General features: G+C 59.9%; 19 protein-coding genes and 3 pseudogenes. 13 read left to right on the top strand and 9 right to left on the bottom strand.

Features of this window, described 5'->3' with window-relative positions; translation table 11 throughout:
• Positions 1–215 precede the first annotated feature (215 nt).
• Complete coding sequence (locus FHT71_RS15470; RefSeq protein WP_132590122.1) at positions 216–413, top strand: ATPase inhibitor subunit zeta; 198 nt, start codon at positions 216–218, stop codon at positions 411–413.
• Positions 414–496: 83 nt separating this feature from the next.
• Here the strand turns inward: FHT71_RS15470 and FHT71_RS15465 are convergent, their stop codons facing one another.
• The 4 genes and pseudogenes from FHT71_RS15465 to FHT71_RS15455 all read right to left on the bottom strand — a co-directional run.
• On the bottom strand, positions 497–655 hold the full coding sequence (locus FHT71_RS15465; RefSeq protein WP_165933104.1) for a hypothetical protein: 159 nt from the start codon (positions 653–655) through the stop codon (positions 497–499).
• 427 nt (positions 656–1,082) lie between these two features.
• Positions 1,083–1,191, bottom strand: a pseudogene (locus FHT71_RS31685) (IS6 family transposase); the annotation flags it as partial.
• A gap of 135 nt (positions 1,192–1,326) precedes the next feature.
• A complete protein-coding gene (locus FHT71_RS15460; RefSeq protein ID WP_183720755.1) occupies positions 1,327–3,444 on the bottom strand; it encodes a carboxy terminal-processing peptidase in 2,118 nt (705 codons plus the stop codon).
• A 270-nt stretch (positions 3,445–3,714) separates the two neighbouring features.
• Positions 3,715–3,822, bottom strand: a pseudogene (locus FHT71_RS15455) (Atu4866 domain-containing protein); the annotation flags it as partial.
• A gap of 465 nt (positions 3,823–4,287) precedes the next feature.
• Between FHT71_RS15455 and FHT71_RS15450 the strand changes: the two are divergent.
• The 4 genes from FHT71_RS15450 (at position 4,288) to FHT71_RS15435 (ending at position 8,248) form a co-directional block, all read left to right on the top strand.
• Entirely contained in the window at positions 4,288–5,673 is a 1,386-nt protein-coding gene (locus FHT71_RS15450; RefSeq protein WP_132590126.1) for a cache domain-containing protein, read from the top strand.
• Positions 5,670–6,314 carry a response regulator transcription factor gene (locus tag FHT71_RS15445; protein ID WP_132590128.1) on the top strand — a complete coding sequence of 215 codons (645 nt, stop codon included), beginning with the start codon at positions 5,670–5,672 and terminating at the stop codon, positions 6,312–6,314. Before FHT71_RS15450 ends, FHT71_RS15445 begins: the two co-directional genes overlap by 4 nt.
• A gap of 271 nt (positions 6,315–6,585) precedes the next feature.
• Positions 6,586–6,783, top strand: coding sequence for a DUF3311 domain-containing protein (locus tag FHT71_RS15440; RefSeq protein ID WP_007800082.1), 198 nt, complete (start codon positions 6,586–6,588; stop codon positions 6,781–6,783).
• Complete coding sequence (locus FHT71_RS15435; protein ID WP_132590130.1) at positions 6,773–8,248, top strand: sodium:solute symporter family protein; 1,476 nt, start codon at positions 6,773–6,775, stop codon at positions 8,246–8,248. The genes FHT71_RS15440 and FHT71_RS15435 overlap by 11 nt, the downstream gene beginning before the upstream one ends.
• 235 nt (positions 8,249–8,483) lie before the next feature.
• Here the strand turns inward: FHT71_RS15435 and FHT71_RS15430 are convergent, their stop codons facing one another.
• A complete protein-coding gene (locus FHT71_RS15430; protein ID WP_183720752.1) occupies positions 8,484–9,344 on the bottom strand; it encodes a DMT family transporter in 861 nt (286 codons plus the stop codon).
• Positions 9,345–9,431: 87 nt separating this feature from the next.
• Between FHT71_RS15430 and FHT71_RS15425 the strand changes: the two genes are divergently transcribed.
• Entirely contained in the window at positions 9,432–10,847 is a 1,416-nt protein-coding gene (locus FHT71_RS15425; RefSeq protein ID WP_183720749.1) for a PLP-dependent aminotransferase family protein, read from the top strand.
• 34 nt (positions 10,848–10,881) lie between these two features.
• Here the strand turns inward: FHT71_RS15425 and FHT71_RS15420 are convergent, their stop codons facing one another.
• Entirely contained in the window at positions 10,882–11,658 is a 777-nt protein-coding gene (locus FHT71_RS15420; RefSeq protein ID WP_183720746.1) for a DUF1194 domain-containing protein, read from the bottom strand.
• 284 nt (positions 11,659–11,942) lie between these two features.
• On the opposite strand from FHT71_RS15420, the gene FHT71_RS15415 reads away from it, so the two are divergent.
• Positions 11,943–12,908: a trypsin-like peptidase domain-containing protein gene (locus tag FHT71_RS15415; protein WP_132590138.1), complete on the top strand. Its 966-nt coding sequence runs from the start codon at positions 11,943–11,945 to the stop codon at positions 12,906–12,908.
• Between the two features lie 227 nt (positions 12,909–13,135).
• Here the strand turns inward: FHT71_RS15415 and xdhC are convergent, their stop codons facing one another.
• Both xdhC and FHT71_RS31680 read right to left on the bottom strand, forming a co-directional pair.
• Complete coding sequence (xdhC, locus tag FHT71_RS15410) at positions 13,136–13,990, bottom strand: xanthine dehydrogenase accessory protein XdhC (protein ID WP_183720742.1); 855 nt, start codon at positions 13,988–13,990, stop codon at positions 13,136–13,138.
• A 164-nt stretch (positions 13,991–14,154) separates the two neighbouring features.
• Positions 14,155–14,435 (bottom strand): annotated as a pseudogene (locus tag FHT71_RS31680) (NCS2 family permease); the annotation flags it as partial.
• 293 nt (positions 14,436–14,728) lie between these two features.
• Here FHT71_RS31680 and FHT71_RS15400 point away from each other — a divergent pair.
• Both FHT71_RS15400 and FHT71_RS15395 read left to right on the top strand, forming a co-directional pair.
• Positions 14,729–14,989 carry a ribbon-helix-helix domain-containing protein gene (locus FHT71_RS15400; protein WP_183720739.1) on the top strand — a complete coding sequence of 87 codons (261 nt, stop codon included), beginning with the start codon at positions 14,729–14,731 and terminating at the stop codon, positions 14,987–14,989.
• The gene (locus FHT71_RS15395; protein ID WP_183720736.1) at positions 14,989–15,264 is read left to right on the top strand and encodes a type II toxin-antitoxin system RelE/ParE family toxin; all 276 of its coding nucleotides are present in this window, start codon (positions 14,989–14,991) and stop codon (positions 15,262–15,264) included. The genes FHT71_RS15400 and FHT71_RS15395 overlap by 1 nt, the downstream gene beginning before the upstream one ends.
• A gap of 410 nt (positions 15,265–15,674) precedes the next feature.
• Here the strand turns inward: FHT71_RS15395 and FHT71_RS15390 are convergent, their stop codons facing one another.
• Complete coding sequence (locus FHT71_RS15390; protein WP_132590146.1) at positions 15,675–16,682, bottom strand: AraC family transcriptional regulator; 1,008 nt, start codon at positions 16,680–16,682, stop codon at positions 15,675–15,677.
• 151 nt (positions 16,683–16,833) lie between these two features.
• On the opposite strand from FHT71_RS15390, the gene FHT71_RS15385 reads away from it, so the two are divergent.
• The 4 genes from FHT71_RS15385 (at position 16,834) to FHT71_RS15370 (ending at position 21,264) form a co-directional block, all read left to right on the top strand.
• Positions 16,834–17,601 (top strand): 3-hydroxyacyl-CoA dehydrogenase, encoded by a 768-nt coding sequence (locus FHT71_RS15385; protein ID WP_183720733.1) that lies wholly within the window; start codon positions 16,834–16,836, stop codon positions 17,599–17,601.
• A gap of 24 nt (positions 17,602–17,625) precedes the next feature.
• Positions 17,626–18,813 (top strand): acetyl-CoA C-acyltransferase, encoded by a 1,188-nt coding sequence (locus FHT71_RS15380; RefSeq protein WP_183720731.1) that lies wholly within the window; start codon positions 17,626–17,628, stop codon positions 18,811–18,813.
• A gap of 22 nt (positions 18,814–18,835) precedes the next feature.
• Positions 18,836–19,963 carry an acyl-CoA dehydrogenase family protein gene (locus tag FHT71_RS15375; RefSeq protein WP_132590152.1) on the top strand — a complete coding sequence of 376 codons (1,128 nt, stop codon included), beginning with the start codon at positions 18,836–18,838 and terminating at the stop codon, positions 19,961–19,963.
• A 68-nt stretch (positions 19,964–20,031) separates the two neighbouring features.
• Positions 20,032–21,264, top strand: a complete 1,233-nt coding sequence (locus tag FHT71_RS15370; protein WP_132590154.1) for a 3-methyl-2-oxobutanoate dehydrogenase (2-methylpropanoyl-transferring) subunit alpha — start codon at positions 20,032–20,034, stop codon at positions 21,262–21,264.

Raw genomic sequence — 21,264 nt, 5'->3', positions numbered from 1 at the left:
TATTTTATTCTATTTGAATCCATTCATATTATTTTTGGTTATTTGCCATATATTCTAAATTTATATTTTCTTTTTCCATTCCATTCTCGTCATCACTTAATTTGAACGTAGTGTGAGCTAGTCGTCGGTTGGCCCATAAGGCTGCGGTGCATCCAAAATAGCCTTCAGGGTGCAGTCCCGACGAAACTGGGTTTTGGCCCAATGGGTCGCGGAGCTTGTCGGCGCTCGATGTCCAAGCCTATGTTGCAGAGATCATCGAGGTTCGGACGACAGCAGCGGGCGATGAGGGCGTTATAGCAAAGATCCTCGCAGACGTTCGAGCAGCGGATCGGGTCCTGGGCGAGAAGGAGTTTCGAGCCTACATGGCGACGCTGACGACCAATGAAGCAGACGCCGAAGCGCCCCGTCCTTGAACGCCGCTTCGATAGAGTGCGAGCGAAATCGCTCACGGTCGACTTTCGAGCCGGGTTGTGTGTTTCATCTGCCAGCACATTGGTCAAAGTATCGGGAACGCCAGTTTCCGTATGCGGCCTTCATCGCGCATCGCATTACGACGTACGCTACGCATGTCCAGCTGTTCGAAGCCGAGCGCGGCGTTCGCCAGCGCCGACATGCGCCACGCCAGGCGCACGATACCTGCACGAGCGCCTATCATGCGGTCTGGCGCCTACCACCATGGAGGCAGCCTCTTCCATGCTGAGGTTCTTGGGCTTCAGCGCCACTCCGCTTCATTGATGGCCACGAGATATAAGGTTGTATGCGTCAAGTTCTGCAAAATTGGGCGGTCATGCGGCTGGTCATGCGGCTTGACGCACACAACCCATGCCCATTCGATTGAGCGATGCGGTGATATGTTCATCGGACCAGCGGGCCGGCCATGCTGCCTTACAAGATCGCTCCCTCCCATCGGCTTTATGACTTGCCCCGCCGCGCTCCGCCCGGCAGGGTCTATTCTTTATCACCGCAGGATGCCGAAGCAGGTCAAAGAAAAGGCGGCAGAGTTGTTGCAGCGGTCACCATGCGCCGTGGCTTTGGCGGGCCCCTCGTCGACGCCTGGCGGCCGTAGTGTTGCGTCGGCTCTAAACGATTTCATCAAGAACATAGCCATCCTGATCAACGGATGACCAGAACCCAGCGCTTCTTCCTGGAAATCGTCACGATCACCTCATCCCACACGTGGCTGCGGCTCGGCGGGTTCCGCCGCATACAGCCGGCATATCTTAAGCGAAACTTCTTCATTAGCAGCCAACCGCTTCGACCGCGTTGGTCAGCTGAAGTTGGGATCACGCATGAATAGCCCTAGGCTTGTTGCGCCGGTCGGAATGACTATTTTCCATCCGTATTTCCCGATTGTTTTGTGGCTGCCTTTAGCACTCCTTCGTGCAAATCCGCCTCATCGGCAAGAATGGCGCCGGCCTCGTCCAGCAAAACGTCTCTTGCCTTCTTGCGGGCATTTTCAATGGCAATGTCAGCGCTTAGGCTGCGCTCGTTTGCCTGCAGACCATCATCTTCACCGGTATCTTCGCCATCGCTTGATTGCGCTCGAGACTTGAGACGATTTTCTCGAGCGGTCAATTCTCTGCGACGTTCGGCTTCGTTGAGAGAGACAATCCCTTTCTCACGCTGCGCCTTCAGATCAGCAATGTCTTGTAACAGGCGTTGGAAGTCCGGATCGCTCTTAACCCGGGCATCATGGCGACGTTGCAGTGTCGGCAGCAAGGTCGTTACAGTGTCGTCGGGCGCGTAGGTCGCGGGCGTGATCTGCGCCCACGGCAAGGCATTGTCATAGCTGGTCTCGCCAAAACGTGTCGGATCCGAAAGTCCCGGCAAGCTGATATCAGGCGTCACACCGCGCAGCTGCGTCGTACCGCCATTGATCCGGAAAAACTGGGCAATCGTCACTTTCAGTTCACCGAATTCGGGCTTGTTGTTATGAACCATCTGGTCAAGATTAACGACAGTTTGAACGGTACCCTTGCCGAAACTGGGTTCGCCGACAATCACGCCTCGACCGTAATCCTGGATTGCCGCAGCAAAAATCTCTGACGCCGAGGCCGACCCGCGATTGATCAGGACACCAACGGGACCAGTCCAGACAGGCGCTGGAAGATCAGCGCTTCTTACCGTGACCTTACCGTCGCTACCGCGTTGCTGGACGACCGGGCCATGGCCGATGAACAGGCCGGTCAAATCGATCGCCTCGTCCAATGAACCGCCGCCATTGTTGCGCAGGTCAATGAGAACACTGTCGACCTTTTCTTGCTTCAGCTCGCCGAGAAGCTTGGCGACATCGCGGCTTGCGCTTCTGTAGTCCTTGTCTCCTTTGTGCCGGGCTCCGAAATCCTCATAGAATGCTGGCAGAGTAATCAGCCCGATTTTACGTGTCGCATCGCCCACTTTCACGGGCAGCACGGCCTTGCTGGCCGCCTGTTTTTCGAGGCTGATTTTATCGCGCACCAGGCTGACAACACGATGGGTGCCATCTGCTCCGGCATCGGCCGGCAGGATGTCCAAGCGCACGACAGAGCCTTTTTTCCCTCGTATCAATTGCACGACTTCATCAAGGCGCGTGCCCACCACTTCTTTGATCGCCCCATCCTTGCCCTGCCCAACGCCGGTAATGCGATCTCCGACCGAGAGCTTCCCGGACAACTGCGCCGGCCCGCCAGGCACGAGCTCGCGGATCGTCGTGTAGTCGTCGCGTTCCTGCAGGACCGCACCGATACCAAAGAGCGAAAGCTTCATCGCGATATTGAAATCGGCCGAAGCGTTCGCGCCAAAATAGTCCGTGTGCGGATCGATCGAGTTTGAATAGGCATCCATGAACGACTGGAAAACGTCGTCGCTTTTGTACTTATAAACGCGCTCGAGGGCGTTCGCGTAGCGTTTGTCGAGCGTTTCGCGAATAGCCGCGTCGGTTTTGCCGCCCAGTTTCAACCGCAACCAATCGCTTTTGACGCGCTTGCGCCACAGGTCATTGCTCGCCGCTTCCGACTGCGGCCAAGGAGCTTTGTCGCGCAGCACGGAATACGTTTCCTGCGCCTCGAAATCGAAGTCCTGCTTAAGCAAGTTGCGCGCGTAGTTCATGCGGTCGACAACGCGCTGTTCATACACGTTGAAGATCGCAAACGGGATCTTCAAGTCCTCCCGATCAATCCCATCGTCGATCTCGCTGCGCTCCGTCATGAACCTGTCGATGTCCGCTTGCAGGAAGAGCACGCGGTCGGGATCGAGTGATTTAATGAACCGATCCATGATCCTCGCCGACAAAGCGTCGTCGAGTGGAACAGGCTTGTAGCTGAAACGCGTGAGAAATTGTGCACTCACCTGAGCGGCTTGTGCCTGCTGCTTTAGCGGCGCCAAAACAGGCGGTGATGCGACTTCGGCATTTGCGGACTGTACGAGTGCAACAAATGCACAAAGGAAGACGTATGATATGCGCATTCAGCGTTGATCCAATTCTTAAGGCCGAGTGTCGGTGTCCTTTTAGGTGAAGCAATTGTGGTTTTTTGGCAACCGGGTGGATCATACGCGAAAATTCGCATGGCCGAAAAATCCGTTTAAGCGACAGACGGGGAGCACCCAAAAGAAGCCGCCACCGCGGCCGCCGAGCCGTTGTCGAACGTCCTCGGGCGAACGGCCTCCGGAAACCGTCACCTGAATGCATAGGTTGGAGCCGTTCATGCGCGAGAAAGTGTCGGACATGACACCAAGTTAGCTACCTCCTCGGTAAAACACCGTGCCGCCGTGATGCAGCACGCCGTCGATGAACTCGCCGTCGGCGGGAAAGCCGGTATCGTCCCAATAGTCGATATGATTGCCGGGATGACGTTGCGTCCCTGAAAGGCGCTGGTGCGGCTGCCCCTTGGCTCGTCATCGTCGGCATGGATGAAAGCTTCCGGCCGTCAGTTGCGTGTGGTGAACTCGCGCCCTTGCTTGACGTATTCTGCCGGCGCTTGTCTGGCTTTATCTCCACTGTCCGGGCCGGTGCAAGATGACAACGAAGCGACGCGCGCTGATGGACCGCCTGCGACGCCCGTCGGCGCCGGCATAAGGCGAGGTCTTTTCAGCGACTGAGCGGCAAGCTCATCGTTTACAAGTGCGGTGCGGGTTATCCACAAGGCGGTAAGTCGAAGGGGTGTAACCGGCCCCATTTAAGGCACGGAATGGATAAGACCCAAGAGAATGGCTATCTTGTCGCGGGCTGAACCAGACTTGACCGCGTGCCATGCCTGACGCCTTACTGAACGATACCTCAGCTGATCCGCTGGCTTGGGAGGGCACCCATTGACCTTGAGACACCAAATCATTGCGCTGGCGATCATTCCGCTCGTGATTGCCATCCTGGCGATCACGGCATTCATCACCTGGCAATCGGCGCACCTTACCCGGGACAATATTGCGACATTCGAGCAGAATATGCTGAAGGCCAAGGAGACGGAGATTCTCAATCTCACCAACCTCGCGCTGTCTGCAATCCAGGCGACCTATGGTGGTGCCGGTGCAAACGACCAGGTCGCCAAAGACAAGGTGGCGGCGATCCTGAACTCGCTCGACTACGGAAAGGACGGATATTTCTTCGTTTACGACTATGACGGAAACAACATCGTTCATCCGCGCCAAGGCTTCCGGCATGGGCAAAACTGGCTCAACCTGACCGATCCCGATGGCGACAAGGTGATCGCGGAACTGATCGCCACGGCCAAATCGGGCGGCGGCCTGCACCAATACAAATGGCAGAAGCCCTCGAGCGGCCAGATGGCAGACAAGCTGTCCTTCGTCGTCAGCCTCGACAAGTGGCATTGGGTCGTGGGAACCGGCGTTTATCTCGACGACGTCTATGCCCAAACGGCAGCCGCGAATGCAAGCATGCGCGCCAACATCAAGCGGACCTTCGTGATTGTGGCGCTGATCGCCGTGCCCGCTGTGCTGGTCGTCTTCACCACCTGCATGCTGGTGACCTTCCACGAGCGACGCATGGCGGACGGCAAACTCAAGGAACTAACGCAGCGGGTGATTAACACCCAGGAGGAAGAGCGCGCCCGACTTGCCCGCGAGTTGCATGACGGCATTTCGCAAAATCTCGTCGGCGTGCGCTATACGATGGATCTCGCGGGACGTAAGGTCAGGGCAGATGTCGATGACGCCGCACAGATTATCAATCGTGGCATCGAGGCCTTGAATGGCGCGATCAAGGAAGTCAGGCGGCTGTCGCATGATCTCCGGCCACGCGTGCTCGACGATCTCGGCCTGACGGCGGCGATCGAGGCACTCTGCTGCAATTTCGTCGAGCGGACCGGTATTCAAGCCGATATCGAAGCTTCGGGCTTCATCGAGATGCTAAAGCCGGAAGCCAGCACCGCACTTTATCGCGTCGCACAAGAGGCCTTCAACAATGTCGAACGGCATTCCGGCGCAACAAGGCTTTCCGTCAAGCTCTGGAGCGAGAAAGGCCGCGCCCGCATGATGATTTCCGACAACGGTTCGGGCTTCGGCAGCGGCGGAGACGGCCCCCCCAACCGATCCGGTCTCGGCCTGCGCAACATGCAAGAAAGGATGGCACATTTCCGCGGCCTGTTGCTGATCAATAGTGATGCAAGCGGCACAGTGTTGACCGCGATGCTGCCAAAATCGGCCAATCGTCCCGCCAACCAGCAGGCCGAAGCTGCATGACCAAGGGCGACAAAATCAAGGTCCTGTTGATCGACAACCATCCGCTCGTGCTGGATGGGTTGAAGGCCGTCCTTGAGACATTCGACCACATCGAAGTCGTTGGAACAGCCGGCCTCGCCGAGACCGGCCTCGAACTCGCCTACAAGGTCCGGCCGCATGTTTTGCTGATGGATATCAACATGCCGAAGCTCAGCGGCATCGACGCGATCGAGCTTTTCAAGAAACGGATCCCGGAAACGCGAATCGTGATGCTCTCCATGCATGATAGCCGCGAATACATATCCTCCTCGGTGATACGCGGCGCCGCAGGCTATATTCTCAAGGACGTATCGACCGACGAGATCATTTCGGCCGTCGAGACCGTTGCGGATGGCGGAAAGTATTTCTCGTCCGGTGTCTTTGACGTACTGATGGAGGGGGAAGCCAGTAATGTCGCCGATCCCCTCACGCCGCGCGAGCGTGATATCCTCAGCCTGCTCCTTGCCGGAAAGGCCAACAAGGAGATCGCCGAGGCACTCGGGATAACGCAGGCCACCGCCGAAACGCATCGCAAGAATCTCAAGAAGAAGCTCGGTATCGCGACAACGGCCGGCTTGATCCGTTATGCGCTCGATCACGGGATCCAGACCAAAACGACCTGAACTTGCGTCTACCCACTTATGGGTAGTCCCTTGCATTTCACCCCTTCCCTCCTCTTGTCGCATGCAAGGCTTCGCCATAGGACTTGCGCACGGCTCGCCGAGCGCAGCCGTTGGGAGGACTTTCAAATGCACAACGCTCTCTTCCGCCTTCGCGGAAAACCCGTTGCGAGAAGGCGGTTCGGGCTCATTCTGTCCAGCGACTGACAAACCACATTCACCACCGACACCTGCAACTTGGCGCCGATCGCACGGCGCCCGAGAGGTATCCGTCATGGAAAAACCAAAGAACAGGGCAGCCTGCTGGCTGCTCGTCATTCCGTATATCGGGCTGCTCTGGCCACCTTTCTACAATATCCGCGAACCGGCTCTCTTCGGCTTCCCCTTTTTCTACTGGTATCAGCTTGCCTGGGTGCCGGTTACCGCTTTCCTGACCTGGATCGCTTACCGGAGCATGCGCGATGACGACTGAACTCAACACAACCGCACTTGCCGTCTTCATCTTCTTCTTCGTGCTCGTCACGGTCATGGGTTTCGTTGCATCCCGCTGGCGTAAACCCAAAACGCTTGACCATATCGACGAGTGGGGTCTCGGCGGCCGCAGCTTCGGCACCTGGATCACCTGGTTTCTGGTCGGCGGCGACTTCTATACCGCCTACACAGTCATTGCCGTCCCGGCGCTGGTCTACACCGTCGGCGCTTACGGCTTCTTTGCGCTGCCCTACACCATCGTCGTCTATCCCTTTGTCTTCATGGTCATGCCTGTGCTGTGGAAACGGGCGAGGGATTTCGGTTACGTCACCGCAGGTGATGTGGTTCACGGCCAATATGGTTCGCGCGGGCTGGAGCTTGCGGTTGCCGCAACCGGCGTGATTGCGACAATGCCCTATATCGCGTTGCAGCTCGTTGGCATGACCGCTGCGCTCAAGGCGCTCGGTCTCCACGGCGAAGTACCGCTGGCGATCGCCTTCATCGTACTGGCACTCTATACCTATTCGGCGGGCCTGCGGGCGCCGGCGCTGATCGCCTTCGTCAAGGACATCATGATCTACATCGTGGTGATCGCCGCCGTGGCGCTTATTCCCTCGAAGCTCGGCGGCTATGCCAATGTCTTTGCGGCCGCCGATGCGGCGTTCCAGGCAAAGGGCTCCGGCAGCCTGCTCCTGCAACCCAACCAGTATGTCGCCTACGCGACGTTGGCGCTTGGTTCGGCGCTTGCGGCCTTCATGTATCCGCATACGTTGACCGGCATCTTCGCCTCCAACAGCGGCAACACGATCCGCAAGAACGCTGTGCTATTGCCGGCCTATACATTGCTGCTCGGCCTTCTGGCCCTGCTCGGCTACATGGGCCACGCCGCGGGCTTGAAGCTCGAAAGCGCCAACGATGTCGTTCCGGCGCTCTTCCAGACGCTGTTCCCGAGCTGGTTTGCGGGCTTTGCCTTCGCGGCGATTGCCATCGGCGCGCTGGTGCCGGCGGCAGTGATGAGCATTGGCGCGTCCAACCTCTTCACCCGCAATTTCTGGAAGGCCTACGTCAACCCGGCGTTGACGGATGCTGGTGAGGCCAAGGTCGCGAAGGTGACGTCGCTCGTCGTCAAGGTCGGCGCGCTTCTCGTCATCGTCTTCCTGCCGACGCAGTTTGCACTCGACCTTCAGCTTCTTGGCGGTATCTGGATCCTCCAGACGTTTCCGGCGCTGGTTTTCGGTCTCTACACCAACTGGTTCCGCGCGCCGGCACTGCTCGCCGGCTGGTTCGTCGGCTTCATCGGCGGCACCTATCTCGTCTGGGATGCAGGCTGGAAACCGCTGCACATGATCAGCCTCGGTGGCGAACCGTTCACCATCTACACCGGACTGCTTGCCCTTGCCGCAAACATTCTAGTCGCGGTGGCGGCCAATGCCATCGTTCCAGCAAGAACTCCGGCACGCGCATAAGCCTGTCAAGAGCGAGGGGCCTCGACCCCTCGCTCTTGACGCTGCTGATGACGACAATATCAGCGCCCGGCGTCGCCATTAATGGTCGTTTCGAAATCCAACCCCACACGGCAATTGAAGTCGTCATTGCGGAGCGATATCGGCACCGTGACACTTGGGCGGGCCGATCAGCCCTTGATGAAAGAACGCACGAGCCGTGCAGACGGTGGCAAAATCGACCTGAAACAGGTTCCTATCAGGCAAATTTGCGCGCCGCAGCCACGCAGGCAATGACAGCGGCGGTTGCAGCAAACATCGTCCAGGTCACCGTTTCATGCAGCAGCGTGGCTGCCAGGGTCAGACCGAGGAAGGGTTGCAGCAACTGTAGCTGTCCGACGCTGGCAATGCCGCCCTGGGCAAGGCCGCGATACCAGAAGACAAAACCTATCAGCATGCTAAAGAGCGAAACGTAGGCGAGGCCCACGAGTGCTGGCGCATCAATGTTCGAGAAGCTTGCGGGCATGAACCAGATCGACGAAAGGATCATCAGCGGGAGCGACAAGACGAGCGCCCAGGATATGACCTGCCAGCCCCCCAGCGTTCGCGAAAGTTTGGCGCCTTCGGCATAGCCGAGCCCACAGACGATGATCGCCGCCATCATCAGCGCGTCTCCGACAGGCGCGGCAGTCAGCCCCTGCGACAAGGCAAAACTGCAGACCAATGCACTTCCCGTCACGGCAAAGAGCCAGAAGACCGGCTTCGGGCGTTCTCCGCCACGGATGACGCCAAAGACAGCCGTCGCAAGGGGCAACAGCCCGACGAAGACGACCGAGTGCGCCGACGTAACGTGCTGCAGCGCAAGCGCGGTCAAGAGCGGGAAGCCCACCACCACGCCCGCGGCGACCACCATCAGCGACAAGATATCGCGTCTTGCCGGTCGCTTTTCTTTGAAAAAGAGCAGCAGCAGAAGCGCCAGCGCGCCCGCGATCCCCGCCCGCGCGACGGTCAAAAACACCGGATCAAATTGCATCACCGCCAAACGCGTGGCGGGCAGCGAGCCGCTGAAGATCACGACGCCGATCATGCCATTAAGCCATCCAGATGCTGTGCGGTCCATTTACACTGCCTTTCTCTGCTGCCGTCCTTATCGGACACAAGCCATGGCCACACCAGCGACGATCTGATACAGTTTTAAAAAACTGTTATGCTTGAGGTAGCAGTACGGATGGACCAAAATACGGAACGTGCCATCACCCGGGTGGCGATGGTCATGACCACAGTCCGGCAGCGGATTGCCAGCCGCAATTTGACGCCAGGCGCAAAACTGCCATCGGTTCGGGCAATGGCCGCAGCAGCAGGCGTGTCCACCTCGACGGTCGTCGATGCCTATGAGCGCCTGGTTTCCGAAGGTGTGATCCTGTCTCGACCGGGCTCCGGCTTTTACGTCGCAAACCAGGTCGCTCCATTTTCGCTTGCCGACGTTGGCCCGAAGCTGGATCGCGCAGTCGATCCCTTCTGGGTATCCCGTCAGTCGCTTGAGGCTGGGGAAAGTGATTTAAAGCCAGGCTGCGGCTGGCTGCCGCCATCCTGGCTTCCGGAAGACGGTATTCGACGGGCGTTGCGAACACTTTCGCGCGCCGACAATTCCGCGCTTGCCGACTACGGCTCGCCGCTTGGATTACCGCCGCTGCGCCAGCACATCGCGCGGCGTATGGCGGAGCGAGGCGTGGAGGCCTCGCCGGACCAGATCATGCTGACGGAATCCGGCACGCAGGCGATCGATCTCGTTTGCCGCTTCCTCCTCGAACCCGACTCCGTCGTGCTGGTCGACGATCCCTGCTATTTCAATTTCCAAGCGCTGCTGCGAGCGCATCGTGCCAGGATCGTCAGTGTTGCCTATACACCGTCAGGCCCTGACATAGACCTGTTCACCCGGGTCGTTGCAGTGCACCGGCCGCGCCTCTACATCACCAACTCGGCCATCCACAATCCGACCGGTGCCACGCTTTCTCCTGTCGTCGCCCACCGGGTCTTGAAGATCGCCGACCAGTTCGACGTTACGATCGTCGAAGACGATATCTTTGCCGATTTCGAGCACACGCCGGCGCCGCGTCTTGCAGCCTTTGACGGCCTGGACAGGGTCATCCATATCGGAAGCTTTTCGAAAACCCTGTCGGCCGCCGCCCGCTGCGGCTTTATTGCCGCCAAGCGGGACTGGGTCGATGGGCTGATCGATCTCAAGATCGCGACCTCGTTCGGCGGCGGGCGGCTTTCGGCTGAGCTTGTCTACAAGGTGCTCAGCGATAGCGGCCACCGCAAACACATCGAGGCGCTGCGCAGCCGGCTTTCGAAGGCGATGTTCGAGGCTTCGGCCAGGCTAAAGAACCTTGGAATAAGGCCCTGGCTGGAACCTTCGGCCGGCATGTTCCTTTGGTGCCGATTGCCGGGAGATACTAGCGCCACCGATATCGCGCGCGCAGCACTGGAAAGGAAAATTGTGCTGGCGCCCGGGAATGCGTTCAGCCTTTCCCAGACCGCCACGAATTTCATGCGCTTCAATGTGTCCCAGATGCCGGATCCGCGGGTCTTCGATGTGCTGCGCGAGATCCTGAAGCACTAGATGGTTGGGATATTGGGGCGCTGTTCTCTTGGCCTCAGCGATCGAACATGTCCTGCCATTGCCGCTCGCCGATCATGCAGTCGGTTGCCGGTTGATCCGCAATTTTTCCAACCGTGGGCGAAGCGGGAAGCCCGCTGACCTCAAGGACCAGCTTTCGGCGCACCGCCACAGCGAAGTCCTCAATTTTATAGACCGGCAAGACAAATGATCCCGGGCCGCCGATTACGCAATCGGCATAATACTTGTCGAGCCCACCCGGTGCGCCAGAGGGGCGCAACATCAGCGTCAGCCCATTGATGATGATGCCGGCCTCCACCGCCTTGTCACGCGTTGGCGCGACCGGATTGCCGGAATTGTTTGTACCGTCACCCGAGACATCGATCACCTGACGAATGCCTGAATAGGGACTGGAGACGATCATTGCAGCGCCCTGGGCAATCGCGGTGGAGATTGACGTGCGGCGCTGGGTGATGATCGGTCGCTGTTCAAGCTTGCTGGCAAAGGCAATCGCATCCTGCTCCGTCTCAATCAGATGCCAGTCGATGACGGAATCCGGCACGACATAGCCGGCCCATTCAAAATAGCTGATCGCAATGCGCCCAGTGAGCCCGCCGGCCACCGCCTCAATGAATTCCCTGTGCTTGAGCGCCTCGACATAGCCCTCGCGCTGAATGCGGACCTCTTCCTGATCCATGGACCGGGAGGTGTCGACAGCGAGGACCAATTTCACATCAACGTCGCTCGCCCCCAGTTGCGCAGCAACCGGGGTTGCACCAGAGAGGGTCAAGAGCATCGCAATCGTCGCCAACATTGGCGTTCCAAGTCCCGCCTCATTCAAGGAATGAAAAATGTAGCACAGCTTGGTAGGCAGGCGACGTCGCCTTGCACGCTACAGGTCAATTTTCAGTGATGGACATGGCGCGATATCGGCGCGGCGGAGTCAAGCCAATGCGACAGCCGGGAGCTGGACTTGATTTGAGTTGCGCGCAATCTCATCTGAATAGGACTGTTTCAATCTGTCGAACCGACAGCCTCTCGCCTCTGCAGCCGCTGCCGTTTCCAAACACGACGCTTGCGCGTCGGAAGGGTCTTTTCATGGGATTCCTAGATCGTGACATCCAGTCGTCTCAAGACGCCAGCCTGCTGGATGCCTATTCCCATTCCGTCTCGAACGCGGTCGACCTCGTTGGACCCGCCGTCAGTCGCATTGAACGCGTCGGCGGTCGCGCCGGACATGGTTCCGGATTTGCGATTTCGCCGGATGGTCTTGTCGTTACGAACAACCACGTCGTCGACGATGCCAAGGCGGTTCGCATCAAAACGCCTGATGGCACGGTGATCCAAGGCAAGGTGCTGGGCCGCGACCCGGACAGCGACCTCGCGCTCATTCGTGCGAACGACTGGTCGGGCGCCTGGGCCAAGCTTGGAGACTCCAAGACCCTGAAGCGCGGGCATATCGCAATCGCAATCGGTAATCCTCTCGGCTTCGAGTGGACGGTGACGGCCGGCATCGTATCGGCACTCGGCCGATCGATGCGCGCCGCCAGCGGACGCCTGATGGATGATATCATCCAGACCGACGCTGCGCTCAATCCCGGCAATTCCGGTGGTCCGCTCGTCTCGTCGGCAGGTGAAGTCATCGGCGTCAACACGGCCGTGATTGAGGGCGCGCAAAGCATCGCTTTTTCCGTCGCATCCAACACAGCCAAACATGTTGTGTCAGAACTTTTGCGCTTCGGTCATGTCAGGCGCGCCTATATCGGCATTGCAGCCGATACAGTGGAACTGCATCGTCGTGTGGCCCTGGAAGCCGGGCTTGCTCAGACAACAGCCGTGCGGCTGCGCCGGGTGGAAGCCGAAAGCCCGGCAGCGCGAGCCGGACTTCGGGAAGGAGACTATCTGCTGGCGATCGACGGCCATCCCACTTCCGGCATTGATGACGTGGTCAGGCTTATGGACGGGGACAAGATCGATGTGGATGTCGAGGTCTTGATCTTTACGGTTGCCGGTCGGATCGAACGCCACACGGTTCGCCCGACACATCGACCGAAATTGGCGTAGCCGACAACCCATGGCCTCCGCGGAGAGAGGTCTCTGACCGAGCCGCGGATCGTTTTCGCGAGACAGGTCGAGTTGGTGACACCGCGGATATTGCCGATTTCCTGCGCTATGCAGACGGCGCAGTCCAAGACCGCGGTTACCGCTGAGATCGATGCCATCAATGCCAGATCGCGGGTCGAAACCGAACCGCGTTGCGGTCGACGAGCAAGCGCTGGCCTTGAGGACTATCACCTGTCAGCCTTAAGCTTCTGCTTTCCCGTATTGGCCGCCGTGCCGAAGGAGAGCACCGCTACCACGATCTCGGCAACCGCCAATGTCGCAATGACGGCAGGACGTTTGTCCTTGATTGCGGTGCCACCGATCGGGCAGACGAGGCGATCGAAAAGCTCTGGCCTTCCGACTTCGCGCGAGAGCCAACTCTTGAAGGTCGCACGCTTGGTCTTCGAGCCGATCATCCCGACATAGGCAGCATCCTCCCGATGCAGTGCTTCGGTGGCAATCAAAAAGTCGAGCGCGTGGTCGTGGGTGAGGATGACGAACGCGCTTCCTGCCGGTGCATTGCGCACGATCATCTCGGGCATTGCGGTCAGGCACGTTTCGATGCCCGAAGCGCGCGACGCGGCAAGCTCGTCTTCGCGGGTATCGACCAGCACGGTGCGCAACGGCGCCAGCGACAGGGCCGCGGCCAGTGCGTCACCGACATGACCCGCGCCAAAGACGTAGACATGCGGACTCCGGGCAATTTCGGCGTCTGCTCGCGCAATCAGGTCGTCGGCCAGTTCGCGCGTTACCGCGGTGAAGGAAAGCCCAACCCGACCGCCGCAGCATTGGCCGATCTCCGGCCCAAGCGGAATGCTCATCGCTGAGGTCGGCTGGGACTGGCGCAGCGCTCGTCGCGCCTGGTCGATCGCCATATACTCCAGTTGCCCGCCGCCGATGGTTGAAAAGGAGCGGCTTTTGGAAACCAGCATCCAGGCGTCGGTATCGCGCGGCGTCGAGCCGACTGCTCCCGTCACTGCGACGAGAATGCAATCGCGCTCTTCGCGCAGAAAGTCCCGCAAACCGACGCGAGCGGCAGGCATAGCGATCAACCTTTCCTTTCAACAGCACGCATGCGTTCGATGGCCATCAGCATACGCTCCGGCGTGGCGGGCGCATCGACGCAGGGAGGAACATGATAGTCCGCAATGCTCGCCGCCGCCATCGAGATTGGCGAGCAATGCGCCCGAGACGGCTCGGCTTGCCGGATCAGCCAGCTGCGGATGTCCTGTGACGGTAAGGAAGACGAAGATCAGGCCAACCAAGCGCCTGTTGCCAGGTCAAGCCGAGAGAGCTGCAACGACAGTGAAAGCGAAGAAAGCGTTGAGACCCATTCCGGCACCATGTCGATCGGCCAGTTCGCGACAAAGGCCATGATAACCGGAGCCGAGCGCTGCCATAATACAGGTCACGACGAAGATGGCGTGCGGTTCATGCCTGTGGCCGACAGGATGTGTCGGCGTTCACGAAGTTGATGTACGACATCGTTTGTGATTCATTGTGGCGCGCAATCGAACCTGCTTTCGAGACACCTCGTCCGTGATCGATGGTCCCCCTCTGCCAAGGGGTCGGAGCCAAACCTGCATAATCTGTACCCAGTATCGATAGTGAGGGATTTGCGTCGCAGACGCGGTAAAGTCGACGCCATGCACGGTCAGCAGGATCGATCGGCAAGGCGCTGAGATTCGCGCGCATGCCTCGCGGCTGCCGCAATGCAGGCCACTCGACTTAATCAGAATTAATCACTATGATTAACGACGATTGAAAAAAGGAGCCGTCCGATGGAAACCAAGGTGCTGACCGCGCACGTGCCGCTGCCGCTTGCGGAGAAGGTTGATCAGCTGGCGACCCGGCTTGAACGCTCGCGCGGCTGGATTGTCAAGCAAGCGCTCGCTGCCTGGATCGACCAGGAGGAGGAGCGCCGGCGCCTGACGCTGGAGGCGCTGGCCGAGGTGGACAGCGGCGAGGTCATCGATCATCAATCGGTCCAGGCCTGGGCCGATAGCCTCGACAGCGACAAGCCGCTATCGCTGCCCCGCTGATGGAGCTGAAGTGGACGAGCAAGGCGGTCTCAGACCTCGGACGCCTCTACGACTTTCTGGCTCCGGTCAATCGGCAAGCCGCGGCCCGGACTGTGCAGGCGCTGACAACCGCCGCAACACGCCTGCTCGAGCAGCCGCGTCTTGGCGAGCGGCTCGAGGAGTTCGAGCCTCGGGAGGTACGCCGTATTCTGGTTGGCCAATACGAGCTGCGCTATGAAATTCAACAGTCGACCCTCTACGCGTTGCGGCTGTGGCATACGCGTGAGGAACGCTAGGCGGATGCATGTCGTTATCGCAAGAACCTGCACATTTTTGCGCGATATGCTTTATGCATGGCCTGCACGTACCGGGATCACGTCTACGTGCGCTTTGCGCTCGCGGAGCGCTGTTTCAGGCGTTTCCAGATGACCCTGAGGAAAGTCGCTTTCACCGGGAACGAGAACGACGCGTGTTCCAAAAAGGGAAACGCTCGGGTGGGGTGCGGACCGTCGTATTGTGCTCACCTAGTTTGAAGAGCCGTTCGTCCCGAAGCCACGGCCGCCTCATACTCGGCAGGACAATAGTGCGGAACGCTATCGCCAGCAGTGTATTTTCATGCCGCAGGCGAAAGACTTTTGAATTTTCAGTGAAATTCACGAAGCGAGATCCGAGAGAAATTACGCATATTCCGCAGGTTATGTCCACGCTACCCGGAGGCGACACGGCCTTCACGCCGGAACGCGTCGGGGCTTTTCGACATCCATTTGCGAAAGGCGCGAAAGAAGGCGCTGGGCTCCGAATAGCCAAGCTGGGCGGCAATATCGCCTATCGTCTTCGACGTGTTGAGCAGCATATCGACCGCAAGATCACGCCGTAGGTCGTCCTTGATGCCGGCGTAGCTTTGCCCCTCGTCGCGCAGCCGGTGACGCAAGGTCGAGGGCGGCATGCGCATCTCCGCGGCGAGATCCGAGAAGCTCTTCCATGCGGCCGGAGGCACCTTGTCCAAGCGCCGCCTGACGCTGGAAGCGAGCCCCGCGTCATAACGATAACGCACCAGGATATTGGCCGGCGCTCCCCGTAGGAACTGCTTCAGCGCCTGCTCCGTGCGCGTGACCGGCAGATCCAGCATCGCGCTGTCGAAGCCAAGGCGGCTGATCGGCTGCGCGAATCTGACCGGTGCACCGAAAAAGAGCCGATAGTCGGCCTCCTGCTTTGGTTCGGCGCAGCGGAAATCGACAAGCCGGATCGGAATGCGCCTCCCAACCAGCCAGCAGGTTATCCCATGGATGAGGATCCAGTAGGTGCGGTAGGCAAAGGCTGAGCGTGGTCGGCCGGCATCGGCCAACTCGATCTGGGCAAGCCCATCCCTGACGACAAGTCTACCGCGCGGATCGTCCAACACGACGTCGAGGAAACGCAGGGCCCGGCGCAGCGCGTGGCCGAGTGTCGGCGCATGCAACACACAATGGCAAAGCAGGGTGAAGCTGCCGCTGCGCATCGGCCGCCCGCCCATCGCGAAAAACTCGTCATCGAGCTCTTTGGCAATGGCAAGCCAGAGGGCGCCATAAGTCTCGGCCGACACCGGTTGGTCGACGACGGGCGGCAACCCTAGCGAAGAAAGCAGCGGCGCCGTCGGTCGTCCCATGCGACGTAAACTGTCCAGCGCCTCCTCGACGAATGCCGGCGCGATCATGCGCCTCTCGATGTCAGCCACCAGATCCTCCACCTATGGCAAAACTGTCCGAAACAATGCAGCACTTTAGTCATCGCTTGCAATATGACGACAGAATAGAATCGACATACTTGGGTCGTGCCGGGAGGACGGCGCGCCCAGCAGACGATCGCAAGGTGATGGGAGCAGACCGATGCTGATCCGTGGAGGAACCTTTATCGTCACCGGCGGCGGGTCAGGCCTCGGTGCAGCAACGGCGCGCATGCTGGTTGAAAATGGCGCATGCGTGATCATCGCCGACCTCAACAGTGCAGCCGGAGAGGCGATCGCCGCAGAACTCGGCGCGGATGCCCGCTACCTCAAGGCCGATGTAACAAGCGCAGAGGACGGAGCCGCGGTAGTGGCGACCGCGCTGGAGTCTTTCGGCGGCCTGAGCGGGCTCGTGAACTGCGCCGGCGTGGCGCCGGGCGAGAAGATCATCGGCCGCGACGGCCCACATGGCCTCGACAGTTTCGTGCGGACAATCGGCATCAACCTCGTCGGCACCTTCAACATGATCCGCCTTGCGGCGTCCGCCATCCTGCATCAGCAGGCGGATACCGAGGGTGAGCGTGGCGTCATCATCAATACAGCCTCGATCGCTGCCTTCGACGGACAAGTCGGACAGGCGGCATACGCCGCGTCCAAGGGTGGCATCGCCTCGATGACGCTTCCGATCGCACGCGAGCTGGCGCGTCACGGCATTCGCGTCGTGTCGATCGCCCCTGGCATTTTCGAGACGCCGATGATGGCGGGTATGCCACACGAGGTGCAGGAAGCGCTCGGCAAGAGCGTGCCCTTCCCGCCGCGCCTCGGTAGGCCGGCAGAATTTGCCGCTCTCGTGCGCCATATATGTGAAAACAACATGCTGAACGGCGAGGTCATCCGCCTCGACGGCGCGCTTCGTATGAGCGCGCGCTGAGTGTTCGGCACAGGAGGCTTGAACATGGTTATGCAGGACCCTGTCGTCATTGTCGGAATGGCGCGCACGCCGATCGGCGGCTTCCAAGGTGAGCTCAAGGAGGCAACGGCGCCCGACCTTGGAGCGGCTGCCATCCGCGCAGCGCTTCAGCGCGCGAAGGTGGCCCCTGAAGCCATCGACGAGGTCGTCTTCGGCTGCGTGCTGCCGGCTGGTCAGGGTCAAGCGCCCGCCCGGCAGGCAGCGATCGGTGCAGGTCTGCCCTTCTCCACCGGTGCAACGACCGTCAACAAGATGTGTGGTTCCGGCATGAAGGCAGTCATGTTGACCCATGACCTCCTGGCGGCTGGCAGCGCCACCGTCGGCGTCGCCGGCGGCATGGAAAGCATGACCAACGCGCCCTATCTTCTTGATCGTGCCCGTGGCGGTTACAGGCTCGGCCACGGCCGCGTCATCGATCATATGTTCCTCGACGGGCTGGAGGATGCTTATGACAAGGGACGTTTGATGGGCACCTTTGCGGAGGACTGTGCCGAAGCTTACCAGTTCACGCGCGAAGCACAGGATCGTTACGCAGTGACGTCGCTCACCCGCGCTCAAAAGGCCATCGATGCCGGCTACTTCAACGCCGAGATCACGCCGGTGACAATCACTGTGGGAAAGGCCGAACAAACGGTCAGCCGGGACGAACAGCCAGGCAAGGCGAAGATCGACAAGATCCCCCTCCTCAAGCCAGCCTTTCGTGACGGCGGGACCGTGACGGCCGCCAATTCCAGCTCGATTTCCGACGGTGCCGCCGCTCTCCTGTTGATGCGTCGTTCCGAAGCCGAACGCCGGGGATTGCGACCCCTTGCGACGATCACCGCCCACACCACCCATTCGCAGGCGCCCAGTCTTTTCGCCACCGCTCCGATCGGCGCCTTGCAGACACTCTCCGATCGCACAGGCTGGCCGCTTGATACGGTCGATCTCTTCGAGATCAACGAGGCATTTGCCGTCGTCGCCATGGCTGCGATGCGCGACCTCCAGCTGCCGGACGAAAAGGTCAATGTGCATGGCGGCGCGTGCGCGCTTGGCCACCCGATCGGCGCATCCGGCGCGCGCATTCTCGTCACACTACTTGCCGCGCTCGAGCGCTACGACCTGAAACGTGGCATGGCAGCACTATGTATCGGCGGCGGTGAGGCAACCGCTGTCGCCATAGAGCGTCATTAGGAAAGGCAGGGAGGAGACAAGCATGATCCTTTCCGAACTGCAGCAGCAAATCCGCGATCTCGCCAGAGATTTCGCCTGCGAGCGGCTTGCGCCCGGAGCGGCTGCCCGCGACCGCGAGCACAGGTTTCCGCGCGAGGAACTCGCAAAGATGGGTGAACTCGGCCTGCTCGGCATGCTGGTTCCGGAACAGTATGGTGGCTCCGACACCGGCACGCTTGCCTATGCAGCCGCACTGGAAGAGATCGCGGCCGGCGACGGACCATGCTCCACCATCATGAGCGTCCACAGCTCGGTCGCCTGCGTGCCGATCCTGAAGTTCGGTACCGAAGAGCAGAAGCAACGTTTCCTGCCGAAGCTTGCCAGCGGCGAATGGATCGGCGGCTTTGCGCTGACGGAATCCCAAGCGGGTTCGGACGCGTCCAATCTACGCAGTCGCGCAAGCCGCAATGGCGATCACTACGTTCTCGACGGCGCCAAGCAGTTCATCACCTCGGGCAAGAACGGCCAGATGATCATCGTCTTTGCGGTGACAGATCCGGACGCCGGCAAGAAAGGGATCACCGCCTTCATCGTGCCAACCGATACACCTGGCTACGAAGTGATCCGCGTCGAGGAAAAACTCGGGCTGCATTCGACCGACACCTGCCAGATCGCCTTCAACGGCATGCGCATCCCCGCTGATTTGAGGTTGGGCGCGGAGGGCGAGGGATACCGGATAGCACTGGCGAACCTCGAAGGTGGGCGTATCGGCATTGGCGCACAGGCCGTTGGCATGGCGCGTGCAGCTTTTGAGGCGGCGCGCGACTATGCGCGTGAACGCACGGCCTTCGGCAAGGCGATCATGGAGCATCAGGCCGTGGCCTTCCGGCTCGCCGACATGGCGACCCAGATCGAAGCAGCGCGTCAGCTCGTCTTTCACGCAGCCGCGTTGCGCGACAATGGTCTGCCGTGCCTTTCGGAGGCATCGATGGCCAAGCTTTTCGCATCCGAGATGGCAGAGCGGGTCTGTTCGGACGCGATCCAGATTCATGGGGGCTACGGCTACATGGCCGATTATCCCGTCGAGCGGATCTATCGGGATGTCCGCATCTGTCAGATTTATGAAGGAACGAGCGATGTTCAGAGAATGGTGATCGCGCGCAATCTATAAGAACAAGAACTGCGGCATCCCGTTTCTGAGGAGAGAAGCGGACATCGCAGCTGGAAGGGAAAAACGATATGACGGACACAGCTCAACTGAGCCTCCACGTTCCGGAACCTGCCGTCCGACCGGGCGGCCAACCCGATTTCTCCAACGTGAAGATTGCCAAGGCGGGCGTGGTGCCGCGCCCCGAAATCGACGTTGCGCCAGAGGAGATCCGCGACCTCGCCTATTCGATCATCCGTGTGCTCAACCGGGAGGGAGAGGCCGTCGGCCCATGGTCGGGTATGCTTTCCGACGAAGAGCTGTTGACCGGCCTGCGCAACATGATGAAGCTTCGCGCCTTCGATGCGCGGATGCTGATGGCACAGCGTCAGGGAAAGACGTCCTTCTACATGCAGCACCTTGGCGAGGAGGCCGTCAGCTGCGCCTTCCGCAAGGCGCTCCGGAAAGGCGACATGAACTTCCCGACCTATCGGCAAGCGGGCCTCCTGATTGCCGACGACTACCCGATGGTCGAGATGATGAACCAGATCTTCTCGAACGAAAGCGATCCGCTGCACGGCCGCCAGCTGCCGATCATGTATTCGTCGAAGGAGCACGGTTTCTTCACGATCTCCGGCAACCTCGCGACGCAATATGTGCAGGCAGTCGGATGGGCAATGGCGTCGGCCATCAAGAACGACAGGAGGATCGCGGCGGGTTGGATCGGAGATGGCTCCACTGCCGAATCCGACTTCCACTCCGCACTGGTCTTTGCCTCCACGTACAAGGCACCAGTGATCCTCAATATCGTCAACAATCAGTGGGCGATTTCCACTTTCCAGGGCATTGCGCGTGGTGGCTCCGGCACGTTTGCCGCACGTGGGCTTGGCTTCGGTATTCCGGCGCTGCGGGTCGACGGCAACGATTACCTCGCCGTCTACGCCGTCGCCTGCTGGGCGGCCGAGCGTGCCAGGCGAAATCTCGGGCCGACGCTGATTGAATATGTCACCTATCGCGTCGGCGCTCATTCGACGTCGGACGATCCAAGCGCCTATCGACCGAAGACCGAGTCCGAGGCTTGGCCGCTTGGCGACCCGGTACTGCGCCTGAAGAAGCATCTGATCGTCAGGGGTGTCTGGTCGGAAGAGCGCCACGTGCAGGCCGAAGCGGAAATCGTGGACGAGGTGATCGAAGCCCAGAAGCAGGCGGAGCATCATGGCACGCTGCATGCCGGCGGCAAGCCGTCCGTGCGCGACATCTTCGAAGGCGTCTACGCGGAAATGCCGCCGCACATTCGTCGCCAACGGCAGAAGGCAGGTTTCTGA

It is taken from the genome of Rhizobium sp. BK060 (assembly GCF_014193145.1).
Taxonomy (GTDB): domain Bacteria; phylum Pseudomonadota; class Alphaproteobacteria; order Rhizobiales; family Rhizobiaceae; genus Rhizobium.
Note: the sequence above shows the minus strand (reverse complement) of the source record. Positions and strands in the feature narration are given on the sequence as shown.